Here is a 24,443-nt window from a genome sequence, read left to right on the forward strand (position 1 = left end):
GAGATGCGCGGATGAATGAGTCCAGGTCCGATTCAGTACTGGCCCGGCTGCTGGCCGATGCCGCGCCGTCGGAGCACCGGAGGTTGGTTCTCGACCTCGTGAGCCGCACCGCGGTGGCGGCGCTGAAGGCGGCACGCCCGGAGGCGGCCGACACCTTGGACACCGCGCTCGCCTTCCGGGAGCTGGGCTTCGACTCGCTGGCCTCGGTCGACCTCCAGGCCCGCCTGGTCGCGGCCACCGGCCTCGACCTGCCGGTCACCGTGGTCTACGAGTGCCCGACCCCGGCCGCGCTGGTCGACCGGCTGCTCGCCGAGGTGCTCGGCGCCGCCGCCCCCGAGCCGGCCCCGACCGCCAACCTCGGCGCGGCGGACGAGCCGGTCGCGATCGTCGGCATCGGCTGCCGCTTCGCCGGCGGGGTGGACTCCCCGGACGGGCTGTGGCAGCTGCTGCGCGACGGCGGCGAGGTGCTCTCCGACTTCCCCACCGACCGCGGCTGGGACCTGGACCGGCTGTTCGACGAGGACCCGGAGACCCCCGGCAGCAGCTACGTCCGCGCCGGCGGCTTCATCGACACCGCCATCGAGTTCGACGCCGACTTCTTCGGCATCAGCCCGCGCGAGGCGCTGGGTATGGACCCGCAGCAGCGGCTCGTCCTGGAGACCGCCTGGCAGGCCCTGGAGCACGCCGGGGTCGACCCGCTGGCGCTGCGCGGCACCGAGGCCGGCATGTTCTTCGGCGCCGAGGTGCAGGAGTACGGCCCGCGGCTGCACGAGGCCCCCGACGGCCTGGACGCCTACCTGCTGACCGGCAACGCCCCCAGCGTCATCTCCGGACGGGTGGCCTACGTGCTCGGCGCGCTGGGTCCCGCCGTCACCGTGGACACCGCCTGCTCGGCCTCGCTGGTCGCGATCCACCTGGCCTGCCAGTCGCTGCGCGCGGGGGAGTCCTCGCTGGCGCTGGCCGGCGGCGTCGCCGTGATGGGCGGCCCGGGCGTCTTCACCGCCTTCAGCCGCCAGCGCGGCCTGGCCCCCGACGGCCGCTGCAAGGCCTTCGCCGCCGCCGCGGACGGCACCGGCTTCGCCGAGGGCGTCGGCGTCCTGGTGCTGGAGCGGCTCTCCGATGCCCGGCGCAACGGGCACCGGGTGCTGGCCGTGGTCCGCGGCTCGGCCGTCAACCAGGACGGCGCCTCCAACGGGCTCACCGCCCCCAGCGGCACCTCCCAGCAGCGGGTGATCCGCCAGGCCCTGGCCAACGCCGGCCTGAGCGCCGCCGAGGTGGACGCCGTCGACGCGCACGGCACCGGCACCACGCTCGGCGACCCGATCGAGGCCACCGCGCTGCTCGCCACCTACGGGCAGGACCGGCCCGAGGACGCACCGCTGCTGATCGGCTCGGCCAAGTCGAACCTGGGCCACACCCAGGGCGCCGCCGGCGTGGCCGGCGTGATCAAGATGGTGCTGAGCATGCGCAACGGCTACCTGCCGAAGAGCCTGCACATCGACGCCCCGAGCCCGCACGTCAACTGGTCGGCCGGCGCGGTCGAACTGCTCACCGAGGGCCGGCCGTGGCCCGAGACCGGCGCGCCGCGCCGCGCCGGCGTCTCCTCCTTCGGCGTCAGCGGCACCAACGCCCACGTCGTGCTGGAGCACGACACTGAGGCCGAGCAGCCGCTCTTGGAAGAGCCTGCCGCCGACTCCGGGGTGCTGCCGTACGTGCTGTCGGCGCGCGGCGAGCAGGCCCTGCGCGAGCGCGCCGCAGGCCTGCTCCCGCTGCTGGACGGCGAGGAGGTCCGGCTCGCCGACCTCGCCCACTCGCTGGCCACCACCCGGGCCGGCCTGGCGGACCGCGCCGCGATCGTCGCCGAGAGCCGCGAGGAGCTGCGCGCCGCCCTCACCGCGATCGCCTCCGGCACGGCCCCCACCACCGTCGCCGGACCCGGCAGGCTCGCCTTCCTGTTCACCGGGCAGGGCAGCCAGCGCCTGGCCATGGGCCGCGAACTGGGCGCCGAATTCCCGGTGTTCGCCGACGCCCTGGAGAAGGTCTGCGGCTACCTGGACCTCCAGCTGGACCTGCCGCTCACCGAGGTGCTGTTCGCGGCCGAGGGCTCGGCCGAGGCCGAGCTGCTGCACCGTACCGAGTACGCCCAGCCGGCCCTGTTCGCGATCGAGGTCGCGCTGTTCCGGCTGGCCGAGAGCTGGGGCCTGCGCCCCGACTACCTGGCCGGGCACTCCATCGGCGAGCTGGCCGCCGCGCACGTCGCCGGGGTGCTCACCCTGGAGGACGCCGCCATCCTGGTCGCCGCGCGCGGCCGGCTGATGCAGGCGCTGCCGGCCGGCGGCGCGATGGTCGCGGTGCAGGCCACCGAGGCCGAGGTGGCGCCGCTGCTCACCGAGCGGGTCGGCCTCGCGGCGGTCAACGGCCCCCGCGCGGTGGTGCTCTCCGGCGACGAGCGGGAGGTGCTGCGGATCGCCGAGGAGCTGGCCGCGGCCGGGCACCGGACCAAGCGGCTGCGGGTGAGCCACGCCTTCCACTCGCCGCTGATGGAGCCGATGCTCACCGAGTTCCGTCGGATCGCCAACGTGCTGACGTACACCGCGCCGAAGATCCCGATGGTCTCCACGGTCACCGGTGAGCTGTGCACCGAGGCGGTGGCGACGCCCGAGTACTGGGTCGAGCACGTGGCCGCCCAGGTGCGGTTCGCCTCCGCCATGGACTGGCTGGCGGCCGCCGGGGTCGACACCTTCCTGGAGATCGGCCCGGACGGCGTGCTCTGCGCCATGGGCCAGGAGTGCCTGGACGGCTCCCCGGCCGTCTTCGCCCCGCTGCTGCGCCGCGAGCACCCCGAGCCCCGGCAGGCCGTGCTGGCCTTGGCGGCGGCCTACACCGCCGGTGTCCCGGTGGACTGGGCCCGCTTCCACGCCGGCCGTGACGGGCGCCGGATCGACCTGCCCAACTACCCCTTCCAGCGCAAGCGGTTCTGGCTGGAGCCCGGCTCGGCCCACGCCGACCTCGCGGACATCGGCCAACTACCCGCCGGACACCCGCTGCTGAGCGCGGTGGTGGCCGTCGGCGCGGACGGCGTGGTGCTCACCGGACACCTCTCGCTGCGCGCCCAGCCGTGGCTGGGCGACCACGTCATCGCCGGGCGGGTGCTCTTCCCCGGCACCGCCTTCGTGGAGCTGGCTGTGCGCGCGGGCGACCACGTGGGCGCGGGCGCGATCGAGGAACTCACCCTGGGCGCCCCGCTGGTGCTGCCGGCCGAGGGCGGCGCGGGCATCCAGGTCGCGGTGGGCGAGCCGGACGAGAACGGGCGCCGACAGCTGACCATCCACTCCAGGGCGGACGGCGCGGACGCCGGGCAGTGGACCCAGCACGCCGGTGGTGTGCTGGCACCCGCCGCCGAGCCGCTGCCGCAGCCGCTGGACAGCTGGCCGCCGCAGGGTGCCGAGGAGGTCGACCTCGCGGGTGTCTACGAGACCCTGGCGGCCCAGGGCTACGGCTACGGCCCGGCCTTCCAGGGGCTGCGGGCGGCCTGGCGGCACGGCGGCGAGGTCTTCGCCGAGGTCGAGCTGCCCGCCGAACTCGTTGCCGACGCGGCCGAGTTCGGCCTGCACCCGGCACTGCTGGACGCCGCCCTGCACGCCGCCGACCTGGGCGCCGAGCCCCGCGCCGAGGTGCTGGTGCCGTTTGCCTGGACCGGGGTGTCGCTGCACGCCGCCGGTGCCACCTCGGTGCGGGTGCGGATCTCCCACTCCGGCAAGGACACCCTGGCGCTCGAGTTCGCCGACGCCACCGGCGCGCCGCTGGCCACCGTGCGGGGCTTGGTCTCCCGCCCGGTGTCGGACGACGAAGTCCTCTACGTCGTACGGCAGTCGCCGCTGGCCGTGCCGGCCGAGCCGCAGCCGCTGCGGATCGCGGTGCTGGACGGCGAACTCGCCGACCTGACCGCGCTCGCCGACCTGACCACGTTGACCGACCCGCTGCCGCAGGCCGTCGTGCTGCCCGCGGTGGCCGGCGCCGAGGAGCTGCCGCTCGCGGCGAGGAGCGCCACCGCCCGGGTGCTGCGGGTGCTCCAGGCCTGGCTGTCCGACGACCGCTTCGCCGACTCCACGCTGGTGGTGATCACTTCGCCCGCGCTCGCCCAGGCGCCCGTCCGCGGCCTGGTCCGCTCGGCGCAGGCGGAGAACCCTGGCCGGTTCGTCCTGATCGAGCACCCCGGCCTGCCCGCCGAGGCCGAGGTGTCCGCCGCGCTCGCCACCGGTGAGCCGGAACTGTCGCTGCTGGAGGGCGAGTTCACCGCACCCCGGCTGGCCGTACTGCCCTCCGCGGCGGCCGAGACCCCCGAGTGGGGCCGGGTCCTGATCACCGGCGGTACCGGCGGCCTGGGCGGCCTGCTGGCCCGCCACCTGGTCACCGAGCACGGCGTGCGCAGCCTGGTGCTGGCCGGGCGCCGCGGCTCTGCCCCCGAACTCCAGGCCGAACTCGAAGAGTTGGGCGCCGATGTGGCCGTGGTCGGCTGCGACGTGGGTGACCGCGCCGCGGTGGCCGCACTACTGGCCGCCCACCCGGTCGACTCGGTGGTCCACGCCGCCGGCACGGTGCGCGACGGCGTGATCGGCTCGCTCACCGAGGAGGCGCTGGCCGAGGTCTTCCGCGCCAAGGTGGACGGCGCCTGCCACCTGCACGAGCTCACCGCCGAGCTGGACCTCAAGGCCTTCGTGCTCTTCTCCTCGCTCGCCGCCGTCCTCGACGGCGCCGGGCAGGCCAACTACGCGGCGGCCAACGCCTTCCTGGACGCCCTGGCCGAGCACCGCGCCGAGCTGGGCCTGCCCGCCACCGCCCTCGCCTGGGGCCTGTGGACCGGCGAGGCCGGCATGGGCGCCGCGCTCGACGAGGCGACGCTGGCCCGGATCGCCCGCTACGGACTGCCCGGACTGGACGCGGCGCACTCGCTGCGGCTGTTCGACGCCGCCGTGCGCACCGACGCCGCTCGGGTCGTCCCGGTCGAGGTGGACACCGCCGCCGTGCGCCGCCGTACGGACGGCATCCCCGCGCTGCTCAGCGGCCTGGTGCGGCCGGTCAACCGCCGGGCGTCGGCCGCCCGCAGCACCCGCGCCCAGGACGGCGGCAACGCGCTGAGCGCCCTGCCCGCCGCCGAGCGGGACCGTACCCTGCTGGAGCTGGTCCGCACCGAGGTGGCGGCCGTGCTGCGGCACGAGAGCGCGGCGGCGATCAGCCCGACCCGGGCGTTCACCGAGATCGGCTTCGACTCGCTGGCCGCCGTGGAGCTGCGCAACCGCCTCAACTCGGCGACCGGGCTGCGGCTTCCGGCCACGCTGGTCTTCGACTACCCGGCGCCGAAGGCGCTGGCCGAGCACATCCGCGACACCCTGTTCGGCGGCGAGCCCGAGGCCCCGGCCGCGCCGGTGGCGGCGGCCGTCGGCCTGGCCGAAGATCCGATCGTGATCGTCGGGATGAGCTGCCGCTACCCCGGCGGCGTGGAGTCCCCCGAGGACCTGTGGCGCCTAGTCGCCGACGGCGTCGACACCATCGCGGACTTCCCGGCCGACCGCGGCTGGGACACCGAGGGGATCTACGACCCGCAGCCGGGCACGCCCGGCAAGACCTACTCCCGCGAGGGCGGATTCCTCTACCGGGCCGCGGAGTTCGACGCCGACTTCTTCGGCATCAGCCCGCGCGAGGCGGTCGCGATGGACCCGCAGCAGCGCCTGCTCCTCGAGGTCTCCTGGGAGGCGTTCGAGCGCGCGGGCATCGATCCGGCGACGGTCCGCGGCACCGCCACCGGCGTGTTCGCCGGCGTGATGTACCACGACTACGGCAGCTGGCTCACCGACGCCCCCGAGGAGGTGGCCGCCTACTTCGGCAACGGCACCCTCGGCAGTGTGCTCTCCGGGCGCGTCTCCTACGCGCTCGGCCTCGAAGGGCCGGCCGTCACCGTCGACACCGCCTGCTCCTCCTCGCTGGTCACCCTGCACCTGGCCGCGCAGGCGCTGCGCGGCGGTGAGTGCACGCTCGCGCTGGCCGGCGGTGTCACCGTGATGTCCACCCCCGACACCTTCATCGACTTCAGTCGCCAGCGCGGCCAGGCCGCCGACGGGCGCTGCAAGTCCTTCGCGGCCGCGGCGGACGGCACCGGCTGGGGTGAGGGCGTCGGCATGCTGGTGCTGGAGCGCCTGTCGGACGCCGAGCGCAACGGGCACCGGGTGCTCGCCGTGCTGCGGGGCAGCGCGATCAACCAGGACGGCGCCTCCAACGGCCTGACCGCCCCCAACGGCCCCTCCCAGCAGCGGGTGATCCGCCAGGCGCTGGCCAGCGCCGGGCTGTCGGCCGCCGAGGTCGACGTGGTCGAGGCGCACGGCACCGGCACCACGCTGGGCGACCCGATCGAGGCCCAGGCGCTGCTGGCCACCTACGGCCAGGAGCACACCGAGGAGCGCCCGCTCTGGCTCGGCTCGATCAAGTCCAACATCGGCCACACCCAGGCCGCCGCGGGCGTGGCCGGCGTGATCAAGATGGTCGAGGCGATGCGCCACGGCGTGCTGCCCAAGACCCTGCACGTGGACGCCCCCTCGGACCAGGTGGACTGGACGGCGGGCGCCGTCGAACTGCTCACCGAGTCCCGGGACTGGCCCGAGGCCGGGCACCCGCGCCGCGCCGCCGTCTCCTCCTTCGGCATCAGCGGCACCAACGCCCATGTGATCCTCGAAGCGGCGCCGTTCACCGAGGACGCCCCGGCCACCGGTACCCCGCCCACCCTGGTGGCGCTGCCGGTCTCCGGCCGCAGCCCCGAGGCGCTGGCCGCCCAGGCCGAGAAGCTGGCCGCCACCGGCGACGTGGACCTCGCCGACCTGGGCCTCGCGCTGGCCACCACCCGCAGCGCCCACCCGTACCGCGCCGTGGTGCTGGCCGCCGAGCGCGCCGAACTCGACGCCGCCCTGGCCGCGTTGAGCGCCGGCACCGAGGCGCCCGGGCTGGTCACCGGCACCGTCGACGAGGGCGGCCTGGCGTTCCTCTTCTCCGGCCAGGGCTCGCAGCGCCCCGGCATGGGACGCCAGTGGTACGAGACCTTCCCGGTCTTCGCCGAGCACTTCGACCGCGTCGCCGCCCACCTGGACCCGGCACTCGACCGCCCGCTGGCCGAGGTGGTCTTCGGCGCGGACGCCGAGCTGCTGGGCCGGACGGCCTACACCCAGGCCGCGCTCTTCGCCACCGAGGTGGCGCTCTTCCGGCTGCTGGAGTCGTTCGGCCTGCGCCCGGACTTCCTGGCGGGCCACTCGATCGGCGAGCTGGCCGCGGCGCACGTCAGCGGCGTCTGGTCGCTGGCGGACGCGGCGAAGGCGGTCGGTGCCCGGGGCCGGCTGATGCAGGCGCTGCCCGAGGGCGGGGCGATGGTCGCGGTGCGGGCGAGCGAGGCCGAGGTGCTGCCGCTGCTGGACGAGCGGGTCAGCATCGCGGCGGTCAACGGGCCGCGCTCCGTGGTGCTCTCCGGCGACACCGAGGCGGTGCAGGACGTGGCGGCCCACTTCGGGCGCGCCAAGCGGCTGACCGTCTCGCACGCCTTCCACTCGCCCCGAATGGACGGCATGCTGGCCGAGTTCGGCGCCGTGCTGGCCGAACTCGACTACGCCGAGCCGAACATCCCGATCGTCTCCACCCTGACCGGCAAGGCGGCGAGCGCGGCGGAGCTGGGCACCCCCGAGTACTGGGTCCGGCACGTCCGCGAGAGCGTGCGCTTCGCCGACGCCGTCGCCACGCTGGCCGACCAGGGCGTCACCACCTTCCTGGAGCTGGGCCCGGACGCCGTGCTGAGCGCGCTGGGCCCGGAGTGCGTGGCCGACGACGCGCAGGCGGTCTTCGCCTCGGTCGCCCGCAAGAACAAGCCCGAGGTGGCGGAGCTGCTGGGCGCCCTCGCGCTGGCGCACACCCGCGGCGCCGCACTGAACTGGCCCTCGATCTACGGCGACTACACCGCTCGGGCGGTCGAGCTGCCGACCTACGCCTTCCAGCATCGGCGGTTCTGGCTGGACGCCCCGGCCGCCAAGGGCGACGCGGGCAGCCTGGGCCAGGCGCCGGTGGACCACCCGCTGGTCGGTGCCGAGATCCGGCTGGCCGCCTCCGACGAGGTGGTGCTGACCGGGCGGGTGTCGCGAGCCACCCACCCGATGCTCGCCGAGCACGCCGTCCTCGGCACGGTCCTGCTGCCGGGAACCGCGCTGGTCGATCTGGCGATTCGGGCCGGCGACCTGCTCGGCCTGCCGGTCCTGGAGGAGCTCACGCTCCAGGCGCCGCTGCTGCTGCCGGAGTCGACCGCCGTGCAGCTCCAGGTCGTGGCCGGGCGCGGCGGAGCCGTGCAGATCTTCTCCCGCCCGGCGGGATCCGAGGAGGCCGGCTGGACCGTCAACGCCACCGGCCTGCTCGCGGAGCGAGGCACCGCCCGCCCGGAGCCGTTCACCCAGTGGCCGCCGGCCGGCGCGACCGAGGTCGACGTCACCGGCCTCTACGAGCGGATGCGCGCCGAGGGCTACGAGTACGGCCCGGTCTTCCAGGGCGTCAAGGCCGCCTGGCGGCGCGGCGAGGAGGTCTTCACCGAGCTCGAACTCCCCGCCGCCGAACGGCCCGACGCCGCCCGCTTCGGCCTGCACCCCGCGCTGCTGGACGCCGCCCTGCACGCCACCTCCCTGCTGGACGAGGGGCGCGAGGCACCGGTGGACGGCAAGGTGCTGCTCCCGTTCGCCTGGAACGGCGTCGAACTGCACACGGGCGGCGCCTTCGCGGCCCGGGTGCGGCTGACCCGCCAGGACGGCGACGGCATCTGGATCGAGCTGGCCGACGGCGAGGGAACCCCGCTCGCCACCGTCTCCTCCTTCGTGACCCGCCCGGTGGCGGCCGGCCAGCTCGGCCCCCAGCAGGACTCGCTGTACACGGTGGAGCTGACCGATCGCCCGGACCTGACCGCCCAGGGCGTGGGCAACCGGCAGTTCGCGGTGCTCGGTACCGGCGGCCTCGGCCTCGACGTGCCCGTCCACCCCGACCTGGCCGCGCTCGGCGACGCCGTCCCCGACGTCCTGCTGCTCCCGGTGCCGACGCCGGCCGGCGCGCCCGTCCCGGAGGCCGTACGCGCCGCCCTGCACGCCGTGCTCGCACCCGTCCAGGAGTGGCTGCGCGAGGAGCGGTACGCCAAGGCGACGCTGGTGGTGCTGACCGCCCAGGGCCTGGCGGACGCCGCCGTGCGTGGCTTGGTCCGCGCGGCGCAGGCCGAGGACCCGGGCCGGATCGTCCTGGTGGACTCCACCGAGGCGCTCACCCTGCCGCTGCTGGCCGCCGCCCTCGACTCGGGCGAGCCCGAACTGGTGCTGCGCGAGGGCGCGGTCCGGGTGCCGCGCCTGGCCAGGGTCCAGCTGCCGCAGGCCGACCAGGACGGCCCCGACTGGGGCACCGTGCTGATCACCGGCGGCACCGGCGGCCTGGGCGCGCTGGTGGCCAGGCACCTGGTGCGGCAGCACGCGGTCACCAGCCTGGTGCTGGCCGGACGCCGGGGCCTGCAGGCGCCCGAGGCACGGGAGCTGAAGGCTGAGCTGACCGAACTGGGCGCCCAGGTGGCGGTGGTGGCCTGCGACGTCGCCGACCGGGCGGCGCTGGCCGGGCTGCTCGCCGAGCACCCGGTGCGAAGCGTCGTGCACACCGCGGGTGTCCTGGACGACGCCCTGATCGGCTCGCTGACCCCCGAGCGGATCGACCCGGTGCTGCGGCCGAAGGTCGACGGTGCCTGGCATCTGCACGAGTTGACCCTGGAGCGGGAGATCAGCAGGTTCGTCCTGTTCTCCTCGGCGGCCGGAACCCTGGACGCCACCGGGCAGGGCAACTACGCGGCCGCCAACGTCTTCCTGGACGCGCTGGCCGAGCACCGGGCCGCGGCCGGCCTGCCGGCCACCGCGCTGGCCTGGGGCCTGTGGGCGGGAGCCGGCGGGATGGGCGGCCAGCTCGCCGAGGCCGACCTGGAGCGGATCGAGCGTTCCGGCATCGGCGCGCTGGACCCGGCCGAGGGGCTGGCCCTGTTCGACGCAGCCCTGCGCGCCGAGCGTGCCACCCTGGTGCCGGCGCGTCTGGACCTGGCGGCGCTGCGCGAGCGCAGCGAGTCCCTCCCCGCCGTGCTGCGCGCTCTGGTGCGGCCCACCGTCCGCCGGGACGCGGCCACCGGCGCCGGCGGTTCCAGCGGTGCGGCCTCGCTGGCCCAGCGCCTGAGCACGTTGCCGGCCGCCGACCACGAGCACGCGGTGCTGGAGGCGGTTCGCTCGCAGGTGGCCGCCGTGCTCGGGCACGACGGTCCGGCATCCGTCCAACCCAGGCGTGCCTTCAGCGAGTTGGGTTTCGACTCGCTCGCCGCGGTGGAGCTGCGCAACAAGTTGAACGCGGTCAGCGGGCTGCGCCTGCCGTCCACGATGATCTTCGACTACGCCACCCCGGCGGCGCTCGCCGCGTACCTGCTGGACAGGTTGCGCCCGGAGCGGACCGAGCCGGCGGCCGAGGCGCCCGATGACGCCCGGGTGGCCGAGCTGCTGGCCGGCATCCCGGTGGCCAGGCTCCGCGAGTCGGGTCTGCTGGAGCGGCTGCTGAAACTCTCCGAGACCGCCCCCGCCGACCCGAAGCCGGCCGCGCCCGGCGCACCGGCCGAGTCCGGGGCCGACCGGACGTCGGCCATCAAGAACATGGACATCTCCGATCTCATCCGCACTGCGCTCGACCGTAGCGACGCCAAGTAATCAGGGAGCGACACCGACCGTGGATACATCTGTCGAGCAGATAGTCGAGGCGCTGCGCGAGTCGCTGCTGGAGAACGAACGACTGCGCCAGCAGAACACGCGGATCGAGGCCGCGGCGCAGGAGCCGATCGCGATCGTGGCGATGAGCTGCCGCTACCCCGGCGGCGTCAGCTCGCCCGAGCAGTTGTGGCAGCTGGTCGACCAGGGCGTGGACGCGGTGGGGGACTTCCCCGCCGACCGCGACTGGGACGTCGAGGGGCTCTACGACCCGGACCCGGACGCGCCGGGCAAGACCCACGTCCGTGAGGGCGGCTTCCTCTACGACGCACCGCGCTTCGACGCCGCGTTCTTCGGCATCTCACCGCGCGAGGCGATCGCGATGGACCCGCAGCAGCGCCTGCTCCTGGAGGTTTCCTGGGAGGCGTTCGAGCGGGCCAACATCGACCCGCACACCCTGCGCGGCAGCCGGACCGGCATCTTCGCCGGGGTGATGTACCACGACTACGGCAGTTGGCTGGCCGAGGTGCCCGAGGGCGTCGAGGGCTATCTCGGCAACGGAAACCTGGGCAGTGTCGCATCGGGCCGGGTCTCCTACACGCTGGGCCTGGAGGGGCCCGCCGTCACCGTGGACACCGCCTGCTCCTCCTCGCTGGTCGCGCTGCACCTGGCGGTCCAGGCGCTGCGCACCGGTGAGTGCGCCTACGCGCTGGCCGGCGGTGTCACCGTGATGTCCACCCCGGACACCTTCGTGGACTTCAGCCGCCAGCGCGGGCTCTCGCTGGACGGCCGGTGCAAGTCCTTCGCCGCCTCGGCGGACGGCACCGGCTGGGGCGAGGGCGTCGGCATGGTGCTGCTGGAGCGGCTGTCGGACGCCGAGCGCAACGGGCACCGGGTGCTGGCCGTGGTCCGCGGCAGCGCGATCAACCAGGACGGCGCCTCCAACGGCCTGACAGCCCCCAACGGGCCGTCCCAGCAGCGGGTGATCCGCCAGGCCCTGGCCAACGCCAGGCTCAGTGCCGATCAGGTGCACCTGGTGGAGGCGCACGGCACCGGCACCCCGCTGGGCGACCCGATCGAGGCGCAGGCGCTGCTCGCGACCTACGGGCAGGAGCGCGCCGGCGGTGAGCCGCTCTGGCTCGGCTCGATCAAGTCGAACATCGGCCACACCCAGGCGGCCGCGGGCGTCGCCGGGGTGATCAAGCTGGTGATGGCGATGCGCCACGGCCGGATGCCGAAGACGCTGCACGTCAACGAGCCCACCCCGCAGGTGGACTGGACCGATGGCGCGGTCGAACTGCTCACCGAGGCCAGGGACTGGCCCGAGCGCGGCGAGGTCCGGCGGGCCGCGGTCTCCTCTTTCGGCATCAGCGGCACCAACGCCCACGTGATCCTGGAGAGCGTGCCCGAGCCCGAAGTGCCCCAGCGTGCCACCGAACCGACCGGACCGCTGCCGCTGGTGCTCTCCGGAAAGGGTGAGCAGGGCTTGGCCGCCCAGGCGCAGCGGCTGCTCGACCACCTGGACAGCGCCCCGCTGCCCGACCTCGCCTGGACCCTGGCCACCTCCCGGGCCGCCCTCGGTGACCGCGCGGTGGTGATCGGCGCGGACCGCTCCGCGCTGGCCGCCGGGCTGAGGGAGATCGCCGCCGGACGCGCCGCGGCGGGCGTGGTTCAGGGCGGGCGCCAGAGCGAGTCCCGGATCGCCTTCGTCTTCCCCGGACAGGGCTCGCAGTGGATCGGCATGGCGGCCGAACTGCTGGACACGGCCCCGGTGTTCGCCGCCAGGATGACCGAGTGTGCCCAGGCGCTGGCCCCGCACGTGGGCTGGGACCTGCTGGAGGTCATCCGCGGCGCGGACTCGCTGGAGCGGGTGGACGTGGTGCAGCCCGTGCTCTGGGCGGTCATGGTGTCGCTGGCCGAGCTGTGGATCTCCTACGGGGTGCGCCCGGCCGCCGTGATCGGGCACTCGCAGGGCGAGATCGCGGCCGCCTGCGTGGCCGGGGCGCTCTCGCTGGCCGACGGCGCCAAGGTGGTGGCCCTGCGCAGCCTGGCCATCGCGGACGACCTGTCCGCGCGCGGCGGCATGATGTCGGTGGCGCTGGCGGCGGAGCAGGTCCGTGCGCGGCTCGCCGAGTACGAAGGGCGGCTCTCGGTGGCCGCCGTCAACGGCGCGGCCTCGGTGGTGGTCTCCGGCGACGCCGACGCCTTGGACCAGCTGCACGCCGGGCTGCGCGCGGAGGGCGTGCGGGCCAAACGGCTGCCGGTGGACTACGCCTCGCACTCGGCCCAGGTCGAGTCGATCCGCGAGCGGCTGCTGAAGGAGCTTTCCGGCCTGAGCCCGCGCTCCGTCGACGTGCCGTTCTACTCCACGGTGACCGGCGAACTGTTCGACACCGCGGGCCTGGACGCCGACTACTGGTACACCAACCTGCGCCAGAGCGTGCTCTTCGAGGGCGCCACCCGGCTGCTGCTCGACAGTGGCTACGGCGTCTTCGTCGAGTGCAGCCCGCACCCGGTGCTGCTGCACAGCGTGGAGGAGACGGCGGAGGCGCTGAACGCCGAGGTCGTCGGGATCGGCTCGCTGCGCCGCGACGAGGGCGGCCCGGAGCGCTTCCTGACATCGCTGGCCGAGGCGCACGTGCACGGCGTCGCCCTCGACTGGGCGGCGGTCTTCGCCGGGACGCCCGTGCGCAAGGTGGACCTGCCCACCTACGCCTTCCAGCGCGAGCGGTTCTGGCTCGGCAGCTCCCAGGCGGTGGGCGATGTGACCGCGGCCGGTCTGGTCGCCGCCGGACACCCGTTGCTCGGCGCCTCGGTCACGGTCGCCGACGGCGGCGGCATGCTCTTCACCGGCCGGCTCGCCACCGCCACCGCGCCCTGGCTGGCCGACCACGCGGTGGGCGGCACGGTCCTGCTGCCGGGTACCGCGTTCGTGGAGTTGGCCGTCAAGGCCGGCGACGAGGTCGGCTGCGGCCGGGTGTCGGAACTGACCTTGGAGGTGCCGCTGCTGCTGCCCGAGCGCGGCGCGGTCCAACTTCAGCTCCACCTCGGCGAGCCGGACGACTCGGGCCGACGCCCGCTGACCGTGCACTCGCGCCCCGAGGGCGGCGAAGGCGAGTGGACCAGGCACGCCAGCGGCCTGCTGGAGCCGGACACCGCCGAGGCCGGCTTCGACTTGGCGGCCTGGCCCCCGGCCGGTGCGCAGCCGGTCCCGGTGGACGGCGTGTACGAGGGGCTGGCCGAGCAGGGCTACCACTACGGCCCCGCCTTCCAGGGGCTCAAGGCGGCCTGGCGGCGTGGCGAGGAGGTCTTCGCTGAGGTCGAACTCCCGGTGGAGGAGCAGGGGTTCGCCCTGCACCCGGCGCTCTTCGACGCGGCCCTGCACGCCGCGGACCTCGGCGGTGGCCAGGAGCCGGGCCAGGCCCGGCTGCCCTTCGTCTGGAACGGCGTCTCGCTGTACGCCTCGGGAGCCAGGGCGCTGCGCCTGCGGATCACCGGCACCGACGCACTGACCGTCCAGCTCGCCGATACCACCGGCTCCCCGGTGGCCTCGGTGGACGCGCTGACCACCCGCGCGGCCGACCCCGCCGCGCTCGGGGCGGCCACCCGTTCCGACGCCCTGTTCCGGCTCGACTGGCCGGTCCTCGCGGTGGAGGGACCCGCACCCGATCACGTGGTGCTCGGCGAGGGCGGCCTGGCGGAGCTGGCGACCGTACCGGAGCTGGTGGTCCTGCCGGTGCGGCAGGGCGAGGATCCCGTCACCGGCACCCGGGCCGTCTCCGTCCAGGTGCTTGAGACCCTGCGGCAGTGGCTGGACAGCGAGAAGGTCGCCGCCTCCCGCCTGGTGGTGCTCACCAGGGGAGCGGTGGCGGTGGGCGCCGAGGGCGTCCAGGACCTCGCCGCGGCCGCCGTCTGGGGCCTGACCCGCGCCGCCCAGGGCGAGAACCCCGAGCAGTTCGTCCTGGTGGACGCCGACCAGGACACCACCGTCGAGCAGGCCCTGGCGGCGGTCGCCGCCTCGGGCGAGCCACAACTCGCCGTGCGCGACGGCAGGGTGCACGTGCCCCGGCTGGTCAGGAGCGCACCGGATGGCACCGTCAGCCCCCTCGATGCGGAGGGCACCGTGCTGATCACCGGCGGCACCGGCGTGCTGGGCGCGCTGGTGGCCCGGCACCTGGTGGCCGAGCACGGTGTGCGTCACCTGCTGCTGGCCGGGCGCAGCGGCGTCGCCCAGGACGACTTCGCCGACCTGGACGCGGAGATCACCGTGGCCAAGTGCGACGCGGCCGACCGCGAGCAGCTCGCCGACCTGCTCGCCACCGTCCCCGTCGACCGCCCGCTGACCGCCGTGCTGCACCTGGCCGGCGCGCTGGACGACGGCTTGGTCACCGCGCTCACCGCTGAGCGGCTGGACGCGGTGCTGCGCCCCAAGGTGGACGCGGCCTGGCATCTGCACGAGCTCACCGCCGGTCTCGACCTCAAGGCGTTCGTGCTCTTCTCCTCGGCCGCCGGCACCGTGGACGGTGCGGGCCAGTCCGGATACGCGGCGGCCAACGCCTTCCTCGACGGCCTGGCCCAGCACCGCCAGGCGCTCGGCCTGCCCGGCCTCTCGCTGGCCTGGGGCTTCTGGGAGCAGCGCACCGGGATGACCGCCCACCTGAGCGAGGCGGACGTGGTGCGGATGGCCAGGTCCGGGGTGCGTCCGATCGCCACCGCCGAGGGCCTGGCGCTCTTCGACCTCGCGTTGGCCGGGGACCGGGCGCTGCTGGTGCCGATCGGCCTGGACCTGCCCGCGCTGCGTTCGGCGGGCACGCTCTCCCCGGTGCTGCGCGGCCTGCTCCGTCCGGCCGCCCGGCGCACGGCGGCAGCGGCACCCGCGGCACCGGGCAGCGCGCTGGACAAGCTGGCCGCCCTCGGACGGGCCGAGCGCGACACGGCCCTCCTCGAGCTGGTCCGCACCCATGTCGCCGCCGTGCTCGGCCACGACTCGGACATGGTGCTCGACCCGCGACGGGCCTTCAGGGACTGGGGCTTCGACTCGCTGACCGCGGTGGAACTGCGCAACCGGCTGGGCCTGGCTGTCGGGCTGCGGCTGCCGGCCACCCTGGTCTTCGACTACCCGGACCCCACCGCCCTGGTCGGCCACCTCAGGACCGAACTCTTCGGCTCCGCCGAGCCGGTCCCCGAACCCGCCGCCGGCGCGCGGCAGGCCGGCGACGAGCCGATCGCGATCGTGGCGATGGCCTGCCGCTTCCCCGGTGGTGTCAGCACCCCCGAGGAGCTGTGGCAGCTGCTGGCGGACGGCGGTGACGGCATCTCGCAGTTCCCGGCCGACCGTGGCTGGGACATCGAGGGACTCTACGACCCGGAGCCGGGCAAGGCCGGCCGGACGTACTCCCGCGAGGGCGGGTTCCTGCACGACGCCGCCGACTTCGAGCCGGACTTCTTCGGCATCTCGCCGCGCGAGGCGATCGCGATGGACCCGCAGCAGCGCCTGCTCCTGGAGACCTCCTGGGAGGCGCTGGAGCGCGCCGGCATCGACCCGTACTCGGTGCGGGGCAGTGCCACCGGCGTGTTCGCCGGGGTGATGTACCACGACTACGGCAGCAGGCTCAGCAACGCGCCGGAGGACGTGCGGGACTACCTGGGCAACGGCAGCCTCGGCAGCGTGGCCTCGGGCCGGGTCGCCTACACCCTCGGCCTGGAGGGTCCCACCCTCTCGGTGGACACCGCCTGCTCCTCCTCGCTGGTGGCCCTGCACCTGGCGGCGCAGTCACTGCGCGGCGGCGAGTGCACGCTCGCCCTGGCCGGCGGCGTCTCGGTGATGTCCACCGTGGACACGTTCGTGGACTTCAGCAGGCAGCGCAATCTCGCCGCCGACGGCCGGGCGAAGTCCTTCGCCGACGGCGCGGACGGCACCACGCTCTCCGAGGGCGCCGGGATGCTGCTGCTGGAGCGGCTCTCGGACGCCCGGCGCAACGGGCACCAGGTGCTGGCCGTCATCCGTGGCTCCGCGGTGAACCAGGACGGTGCCTCCAACGGGCTGACCGCGCCCAACGGGCCGTCCCAGCAGCGGGTGATCCGTCAGGCGCTGGCCGCTGCCCGGCTGTCGGCCGCCGATGTCGACGTGGTCGAGGCGCACGGTACCGGTACCACGCTGGGCGACCCGATCGAGGCGCAGGCGCTGCTGGCCACCTACGGTCAGGGCCGCTCGGCGGATCGGCCGTTGTGGTTGGGGTCGGTCAAGTCGAACATCGGTCACACCCAGGCGGCGGCCGGTGTGGCCGGGGTGATCAAGATGGTGCAGGCGATGCGCCACGGTGTGCTGCCCAAGACCCTGCACGTGGACGAGCCCTCCGGCAAGGTGGACTGGTCGGCGGGCGAGGTCCGGCTGCTGACCGAGGCCCGGGCCTGGCCCGAGGTCGAGCGGCCGCGCCGGGCCGGGATCTCCTCCTTCGGGATCAGCGGCACCAACGCCCACACCATCATCGAGGCCGTCACCGAGCAGGTCGCCGAGCCGGCGGGTACCGAGGCCCCGCTGTTGCCCGTCCTGCTCTCCGGGGCCACCCCGGAGGCGCTCTCGGCCCAGGCGGCGAAGCTGACCGCCCTGGCGGACGCGCCGATCGCCGACCTCGCCTTCTCGTTGGCCACCGGCCGCTCCGAGCTCGGCCACCGGGCCGCGCTGATAGCCCGTGACCGGGACGAACTGGCCGTGGGGCTGGCCGCGTTGACGGCCGGTGAGGCAGCGCCCGGCCTGCTGCGCGGCAAGCCGGTGGCCGGCAAGCTCGCCTTCCTGTTCACCGGGCAGGGCGCGCAACGCCCGGGCATGGGCCGTGAGTTGTACCAGCGCCACCCGGTCTTCCGACGCGCGTTGGACGAGGTCTGCAGCCAGCTGGACACGCACCTCGACCGGCCGCTGCGGGAGCTGATCTTCGATCAGGACGCCGAGCTGCTCGACCAGACCCGATACACCCAGAGCGCCCTGTTCGCCCTGGAGGTCGCGCTCTTCCGGCTGCTGGAGTCCTGGGGCATCAGGCCGGACTTCCTGGCCGGGCACTCCATCGGCGAGCTGACTGCCGCCCACGTCGCGGGCGTGCTGAGCCTTCATGACGCCGCCCGCCTGGTCGCGGCCCGGGGCCGCCTGATGCAGGCACTGCCCGTCGGTGGTGCGATGCTGGCCGTCGACGCCACCGAGGAGGAGGTGCTGCCGCACCTCGGGGAGGCCGTGAGCATCGCCGCCGTCAACGGGCCGAACGCCGTCGTGGTGTCCGGTGCGGAGGAGGCGGTGGCCGCCTTCGAGGCCGCCTTCACTCACCGCAGGACCAAGCGCCTGCGGGTCAGCCACGCGTTCCACTCGCCGTTGATGGACCCGATGCTGGCGGAGTTCGCCGAGGTCGCGCGCACCCTTGAGTTCGCCCCGCCGACCGTGCCGATCGTCTCCAACCTGACCGGCGAGCGGGCCACCACCGAAGAGCTGACCTCACCCGAGTACTGGGTGCGACACGTGCGCGAGGCCGTCCGCTTCGCCGACGGGATCCGCACCCTGGAGGCCGAGCAGGTCCGCACCTTCCTGGAACTGGGCCCCGACGCGGTGCTCTCCACCATGGGCACGCACTGCCTGGCCGACCCCGAGCGCTCGGCGCTGATCTCCGTGCTGCGCCGGGACAAGGAGGAACCCCTGGCCCTGGCCACGGCGTTGGGCGCGCTGCAGGTGCGCGGCGTCCCGATCGACTGGGAGCGGCTCTACGGCGGTACGGCGGTGCGCCGGATCGACCTGCCGACGTACGCCTTCCAGCGCCGACGGCTCTGGTTGGAGGACGGACCGTCAGGGCCGAGCGAGGCGGCCGGCTTCGGCCAGGCGGCGGCCGGGCACCCGCTGCTCGGTGCCGAGCTCAGGCTGGCGGAGAGCGACACCACCGTGCTGACCGGACGCCTCTCACTGAGCACCCACCCGTGGCTGGCCGAGCACGCCGTCGCCGACGTGGTGCTGCTGCCCGGCAGTGCCTTCGTGGAACTGGCGGTCCAGGCGGGCGACCGGGTGGGCAACACCCTGGTCGAGGAGTTGACCATCGAACGGCCGCTGGTGCTGCCCGCGCAGGGCGGGATCCAGCTCCAGGTGGTCACCGGCGCCGATGACGGATCCGGGCGCCGCCCGGTCACCGTGCACGCCCGCATCGAGGAGAGCGGCGCCGCATGGACCAGGCACGCCACCGGCGTCCTGGCCCCGCTGAGCGCGCCGGAACCCGCCGCGCTTCAGGCCTGGCCGCCGGCCGGTGCCGTGCCCGTCGACCTCGACGGCAGCTACGACCGCCTCGCCGACCAGGGTTACGGCTACGGCCCGTTGTTCCGCTGCCTGCGGGCCGCCTGGCGGCTGGGCGAGGAGGTCTACGCAGAGCTCGCCCTGCCCGAGGAGGCCGAGCAGACCGGGTTCGGCCTGCACCCCGCGCTGCTCGACTCCGCGCTGCACGCCATCGACCTGCTGGACGGCCAGGACCCGACGGTGATGACCCTGCCGTTCTCCTGGGAGGGCGTGGCGCTGTACGCGGCGGGTGCCTCGGCCCTGCGGCTGCGGCTCACCCCGCAGAGCACCGAGCAACTGAGCCTGCAGCTCTTCGACGGCGCCGGCACAGCAGTCGCCGTGGTGTCGGCGCTGCGGATCCGGCAGGTGTTCGCCGAGCAGCTGAACGCGGCCGCGGCCGCGGTCACGGCCGCCTCGGGCTCCGGCGACCTGTTCGAACTGCACTGGGTGCCGGTGCCGTTGGCGGCTCTCCAACAGGACGAAGCGCAGCTCGAACCGGACACCGTGACCATCACCGTCGACGGCGTTCCGCACGCTCCGGCCCAGGCCGGTCAGGCTGCTCACCGCGCCCTGGCCGTCCTCCAGGAGCGGCTCGCCGAGGACCGTGCCGAGGGCGCGCCGCTGGTGGTCGTCACCCGGGGCGCGGTGGGCGTGGACGGCGCGCCGGACCTCGCGCAGGCCGGTATCTGGGGTCTGGTGCGCGCGGCGGCCGTCGAACACCCCGACCGTCTGGTCCTGGCCGATCTCGACGAGGATCCCGCCTCCGAGGCCGCCCTGGCGGCGGCGGTGGCCACCGGGGAACCGGAGTTGGCGCTGCGGGCCGGTCAGGCGTACGTCCCGAGGCTGGCCGAGGCCACGGCCTTCGAACGCGTCAGCCCGCTGGACCCGCAGGGCACCGTGCTCATCACGGGCGGTACCGGCAGCCTCGGCCGCCTGCTCGCCCGGCACCTGGTGGGCGAGCACGGCGTCCGGCACCTGTTGCTGACCAGCCGCACCGGGGTCCTGCCAACGGAGCTGGCGGACCTGGCCGAGCTGGGCGCGACCGTGACGGTGGCCGCCTGCGACGCCGCCGACCGTGAGGCCATGGCCGCGCTGCTCGACGACATCCCCGTCGAGCACCCGCTGACGGCGGTGGTGCACGCCGCCGGGGTCCTGGACGACGCTCTGATCTCGGCGCTCACCGATGAGCGCCTGGACGCGGTGCTGCGGCCCAAGGCGGACGCGGCCTGGCACCTGCACGAGCTGACTGCGGGCCTGGACCTGGCCGCCTTCGTCCTGTTCTCCTCGGCCGCCGCCACCCTCGGGGCCGCCGGGCAGGGCAACTACGCGGCGGCCAACGCCTTCCTGGACGCCCTGGCCGCCCAGCGGCGCTCGGCCGGACTCCCCGCGCTCTCGCTCGGCTGGGGCCTGTGGGACACCGGCTCCGGGATGGCCGGCTCGCTCGGCGAGGCGGAGCTGCGCCGGCTCTCCCGGGACGGCATCCAGCCGCTGTCGGTCGACCGGGCGCTCGCGCTCTTCGACCGGGCGCTGACCTCGGACCAGTCGCTGCTCCTGCCGATGCGGGTGCAGCCGACCGAGCAGGCGCCCCCGATGGTCCGCGCGCTGGCCGCCCGGACCCCGGCCCGCCGCACCGCCCAGGCGGGGCCGGCCGCGACCGACAAGCCGCAGCCCAGTCCGCTGCCCGAGCGGCTCGCGGCGCTCTCCCCGGTGGAGAGCAGGCAGTTGCTGCTGGAGGTCGTGCGCGGCCACGTTGCCGAGGTGCTCGGACATTCGAGCGCCGAGGCGGTGGATCCGGAGCGCGCGTTCGGTGAGCTGGGTGTGGACTCGCTCTCCGCGCTGGAGTTGCGTAACCGGATCAGCGCCGACACCGGCCTGCGCCTGTCCTCCACCCTCACCTTCGACTACCCGACCCCGGTGGCCATCGTCGACCACCTCTTCGACGAGCTGGTCGAAGACGTGGACGGTGTGCCGGATGTCGAAGCCGAGGTGATCCGCCTGGAGTCCCTGCTGGAAGCAGCCGCTTCGGCCAGCTCGGTCAACGAGGAGCAGCGCTCCCGGGTGGCCCTGCGCCTGCGCGCCCTGACCGCCAGGTGGGCCGGCGACCTGCACCCGGAGGCAGCCGACCAGGGCGGCCCGGAGCTGGACACGGCCACCGCCGACGAGCTCTTCGATCTCCTCGACGACGAGCTCGGCAAGTTCGACTAGCAGGACCGGGGGGTCTGCCCGGCGGGATCGCGCCGAGCAGACCCCCCGGAGGCCGCGAGGCGGTGCCGGTGGCATCACCGGCACCGCCCTCCCGGCCGCCCGCCTCAGCACGAGCGGCTCGGAATCCCCGGCCCACCCCGACACCCGAAGGGAGCCCTCCCGATGCACCAACGCCAAAGCCGCCGCCGACTGCCCGCGGGGCGGTTCGGACGCGGCGGCTTCGGCGCCGGGCAGCAGGCCTTCCAACAGGCCTTACAGCGCCAACCGGCGCCAGAGCACTGGGAGTTCCTTGGTGGCCACGGCGCGCTGGCGAGGGCGGTGATTGGTGGCCGACTGGTGCTCGGGCAGCGCGGTGATCTGTCGTTCCAGGAGCTTGGACGGCAGTTCGGTGCGGCTGGCGACGTTCAACTTCCGGTACACGCGGGTGAGGTGCTGTTCGACCGTGCTGACCGTCACATGGATGCGGCCGCTGATCTCACGGTTGGTGTATCCGAGCGCGGCCAGGACGGCGACCCGGCTCTCCGCGTCGCTGAGCAGCGAGGCGAGGTCGGCAATCGGGGTGGCTGCGGGGCCGGCGGCGGGCGAGGGGGTGGCAGGGGAGTCGGCGGGCACCGGTTCGTTCTGCGACATCCCGCCGTCCGCCGCCGCCTGCGGCTCGCCGTCGCCGGCCTCCTGGGCGGCTTGACGCTCCATCAGGCGGGCTCTGGCGTAGTCGCCCAGCTCGTAGTAGGTGGCGGACAGGTCGGCGAAGGCCAGCGCGAGTTCCAGCCGGTCGCCGCAGGCCTGCAGCAGGTCGATCGACTCGCGCAGCAGCGCGGTGCGATGCCGCGGCTGGCTGGTGCCGGCCAGTACCCGCAGGGCGATCGCCCGCGAGCGGGTGCCCAGTGGGTGGCGCTGCCCGGCCTGCTCCTCCGCCAGCTCCTTGGCGACCCGGGTGTTGCCGATCCGCAGGTTGGCCTGGGCGAGGTCGGTGCGCCAGGGGACCATCGGCTGCAGGGAGGGGCTGCGGTCGCGCATCAGGTGCCCGCAGGTCTCGAAGTCGTTCAGCGCCGCGAACGGCCGGTCGGTGGACAGGTAGTGGTGTCCCCGGGCGCGCAGGTACTGCACGCCGAAGCTGGTGTTGAACATGCTGTCCGGCACCTTGCGCCGCAGCAGCTGCGCCGCGGTCTCGTGCCGGCCCATGGCCGTGTTGGCGGAGATCGCCGTCGACAGCGGCAGGCCGATCAGGACACCCCAGGCCTGGGAGTGCAGCAGTTCGAGCGCCTCGGTGGCCTTGGCCTCCGCGGTGCCCGGATCGCCCTGCAGCAGGGCGATCTCGGCTCGGATGCCGAGCAGCAGCGCCTGCCAGGTGGTCCACCCGCGCCGCACCGAGTCGCTCAGCAGCGCCTCGCAGACCTCGATCGCGGTCTGGACCTGGCCGGTGAAGGCGATGACCAGCAGAGAGGTGGCCGTCAGTTCCAGTTTCAGGTCGCTGACCTGGTCGCTGTACAGGGCCTCGGTCACCTGCGCCACCGACGCGGCGCTGACGTTTCCACCGACCAGCAGGGCCACCGTGGCCCACAGGGTGTTCACCTTGCCCGTGGTGGCCTGTTCCAGGGTGGCCATCTTGGCGAGGTCACTGCGGTGGCTGACCTGGGGCACGCCGAAGAAGCAGTGCCGGACGAACTCCACCTCGGCCAGCACGTGGGCGTCGCCCGGGGCGAGCGAGGCGGCCAACGCGGTCACGGCCTCGTCGGCGAGGCCGGTCTCGCCCTGCCAGAGCATGTGCCGCACCACGGTGGCCGCGTCCCGCGCTTCCAGGTCATCGCCCAGCACGCGCCGGTGGAGCGGATTGAGGTGCGGGGTCACGGCGGCCGGGTTCACCCGCCACTCCGCCCGCGCCAGCGCGGTGGAGAGGGCGTGCCGTTCCTGCTCGTCCGCGGACTCGCGCAGGGCCAGGCGCAGGTAGCCGGTGGACCGTTCGACGTCGTCCGCGGCCAGCGCCTGCTCGGAGGCCAGCCGCAGCACCGACAAGCCCCAGGGCTCGTCGACCCGGCCCGCGGCCATGAGGTGGTGGGTCACCACGGGTGCGGGCGCCCCGTCCAGATAGAGCAGTCGGGCGACCCTGCCGTGCAGCTGCGAGCGCTCGCGGGGATCGAGGTCGCTCAACACCGCGTTGGCGGCGGCGGGCAGGCGGAAGCGGTAGCCGTCGAGCAGGCCGGTGGAGCTCAGCACGTCGACCACGACCTGCACCGCGTCAGGGCCGGCCGACAGCAGCAGCGCGGCGGTCCGGGCGTTGGCGTGGTCGCCGAGCGCGGCCAGCGCCCTGGCGACGGAGAGGTGTCTGGGCTCGCCTCGGTAGAGGAAGGCCAGCACCGCGTGCCGGTAGGCGATGCTCGGCACGGGCTCACCGAGTTCGGTGCCGAACTGGGTGCCGTCGTCCAGGAGGGCGTGCATCAGCATGGGGTTTCCGCCGGTCACCTGGTGGTAGGTGGCGCTGATCTCGGCGGGCACCGACCGGTTGGCCTGGGCGGCGAGCATCCGGGCCACGCCCTGCTCGGACAGTGGCGCCAGCCGGACCCGGTGGTGTGGTTGGCGGCTGAGGCCGTCGTGGATGAGCGGGTTCGGCAGCGCGCACTGCTCCCAGCCGGCACAGACCACCGTGATCCGCTTGTTCCTGATCCGCCGCAGGAGGTACAGCAGGGTCTGAAGGGACTGGGTGTCCAGGAGGTGGGCGTCGTCGATGACGATGGCCAGGGGACGTTCTCTGGCTAACTCCAAGATCGGTGCGGACACGGCTTGGAGCAGGGTTTCCGGGGCGTATTGTGTGCCGCCGTGGTCCAGTCGACCCGATGCCGTTCGGTATCCGGCACCTGACGCTGAGTTGACTTCGGTGTCAGGCTGTAATAAGCCTTCCAGAACATCCGTCGGGAGCTCGCCGCTGTGCAGGAGTTCCCGGATGGCGCTCATCGGCTGGGCCCGCTTCTGAGGGGAGCCGAGGGTGGTCAGCAGCCCGGCGCCGGTCTTGCCCGCGGCGTTTGCGAACTCGTGGAGCAGCTTGGTCTTTCCGACCCCCGGGCCGCCGGTGACGATGACAAGCTGCCCCGCTCCGGCGACGCACTCGGCGAACGCGTCGCGCAGGGTCTCAAGTTCTCGATGGCGCTCGAATAGGCGCACCATGA

The 24,443-nt window shown here is 74.4% G+C and carries 3 protein-coding genes; 2 read left to right on the plus strand and 1 reads right to left on the minus strand.

All coding sequences use genetic code 11. The annotated features are described in order from the left end of the window. The first annotated feature begins 11 nt into the window (after positions 1-11). Both ACGF0D_RS04285 and ACGF0D_RS04290 read left to right on the plus strand, forming a co-directional pair. A complete protein-coding gene (locus ACGF0D_RS04285) occupies positions 12-10,781 on the plus strand; it encodes an SDR family NAD(P)-dependent oxidoreductase (RefSeq protein ID WP_392913921.1) in 10,770 nt (3,589 codons plus the stop codon). A 19-nt stretch (positions 10,782-10,800) separates the two neighbouring features. Next, positions 10,801-21,282, plus strand: a complete 10,482-nt coding sequence (locus ACGF0D_RS04290; RefSeq protein WP_392913922.1) for an SDR family NAD(P)-dependent oxidoreductase — start codon at positions 10,801-10,803, stop codon at positions 21,280-21,282. Between the two features lie 252 nt (positions 21,283-21,534). On the opposite strand, the gene ACGF0D_RS04295 is transcribed toward ACGF0D_RS04290, so the two are convergent. Beyond that, entirely contained in the window at positions 21,535-24,441 is a 2,907-nt protein-coding gene (locus ACGF0D_RS04295) for a helix-turn-helix transcriptional regulator (protein WP_392913923.1), read from the minus strand. Positions 24,442-24,443 lie beyond the last annotated feature (2 nt).

The sequence above is a fragment of the Kitasatospora sp. NPDC048298 genome, from assembly GCF_043201465.1.
Lineage (GTDB): Bacteria > Actinomycetota > Actinomycetes > Streptomycetales > Streptomycetaceae > Kitasatospora.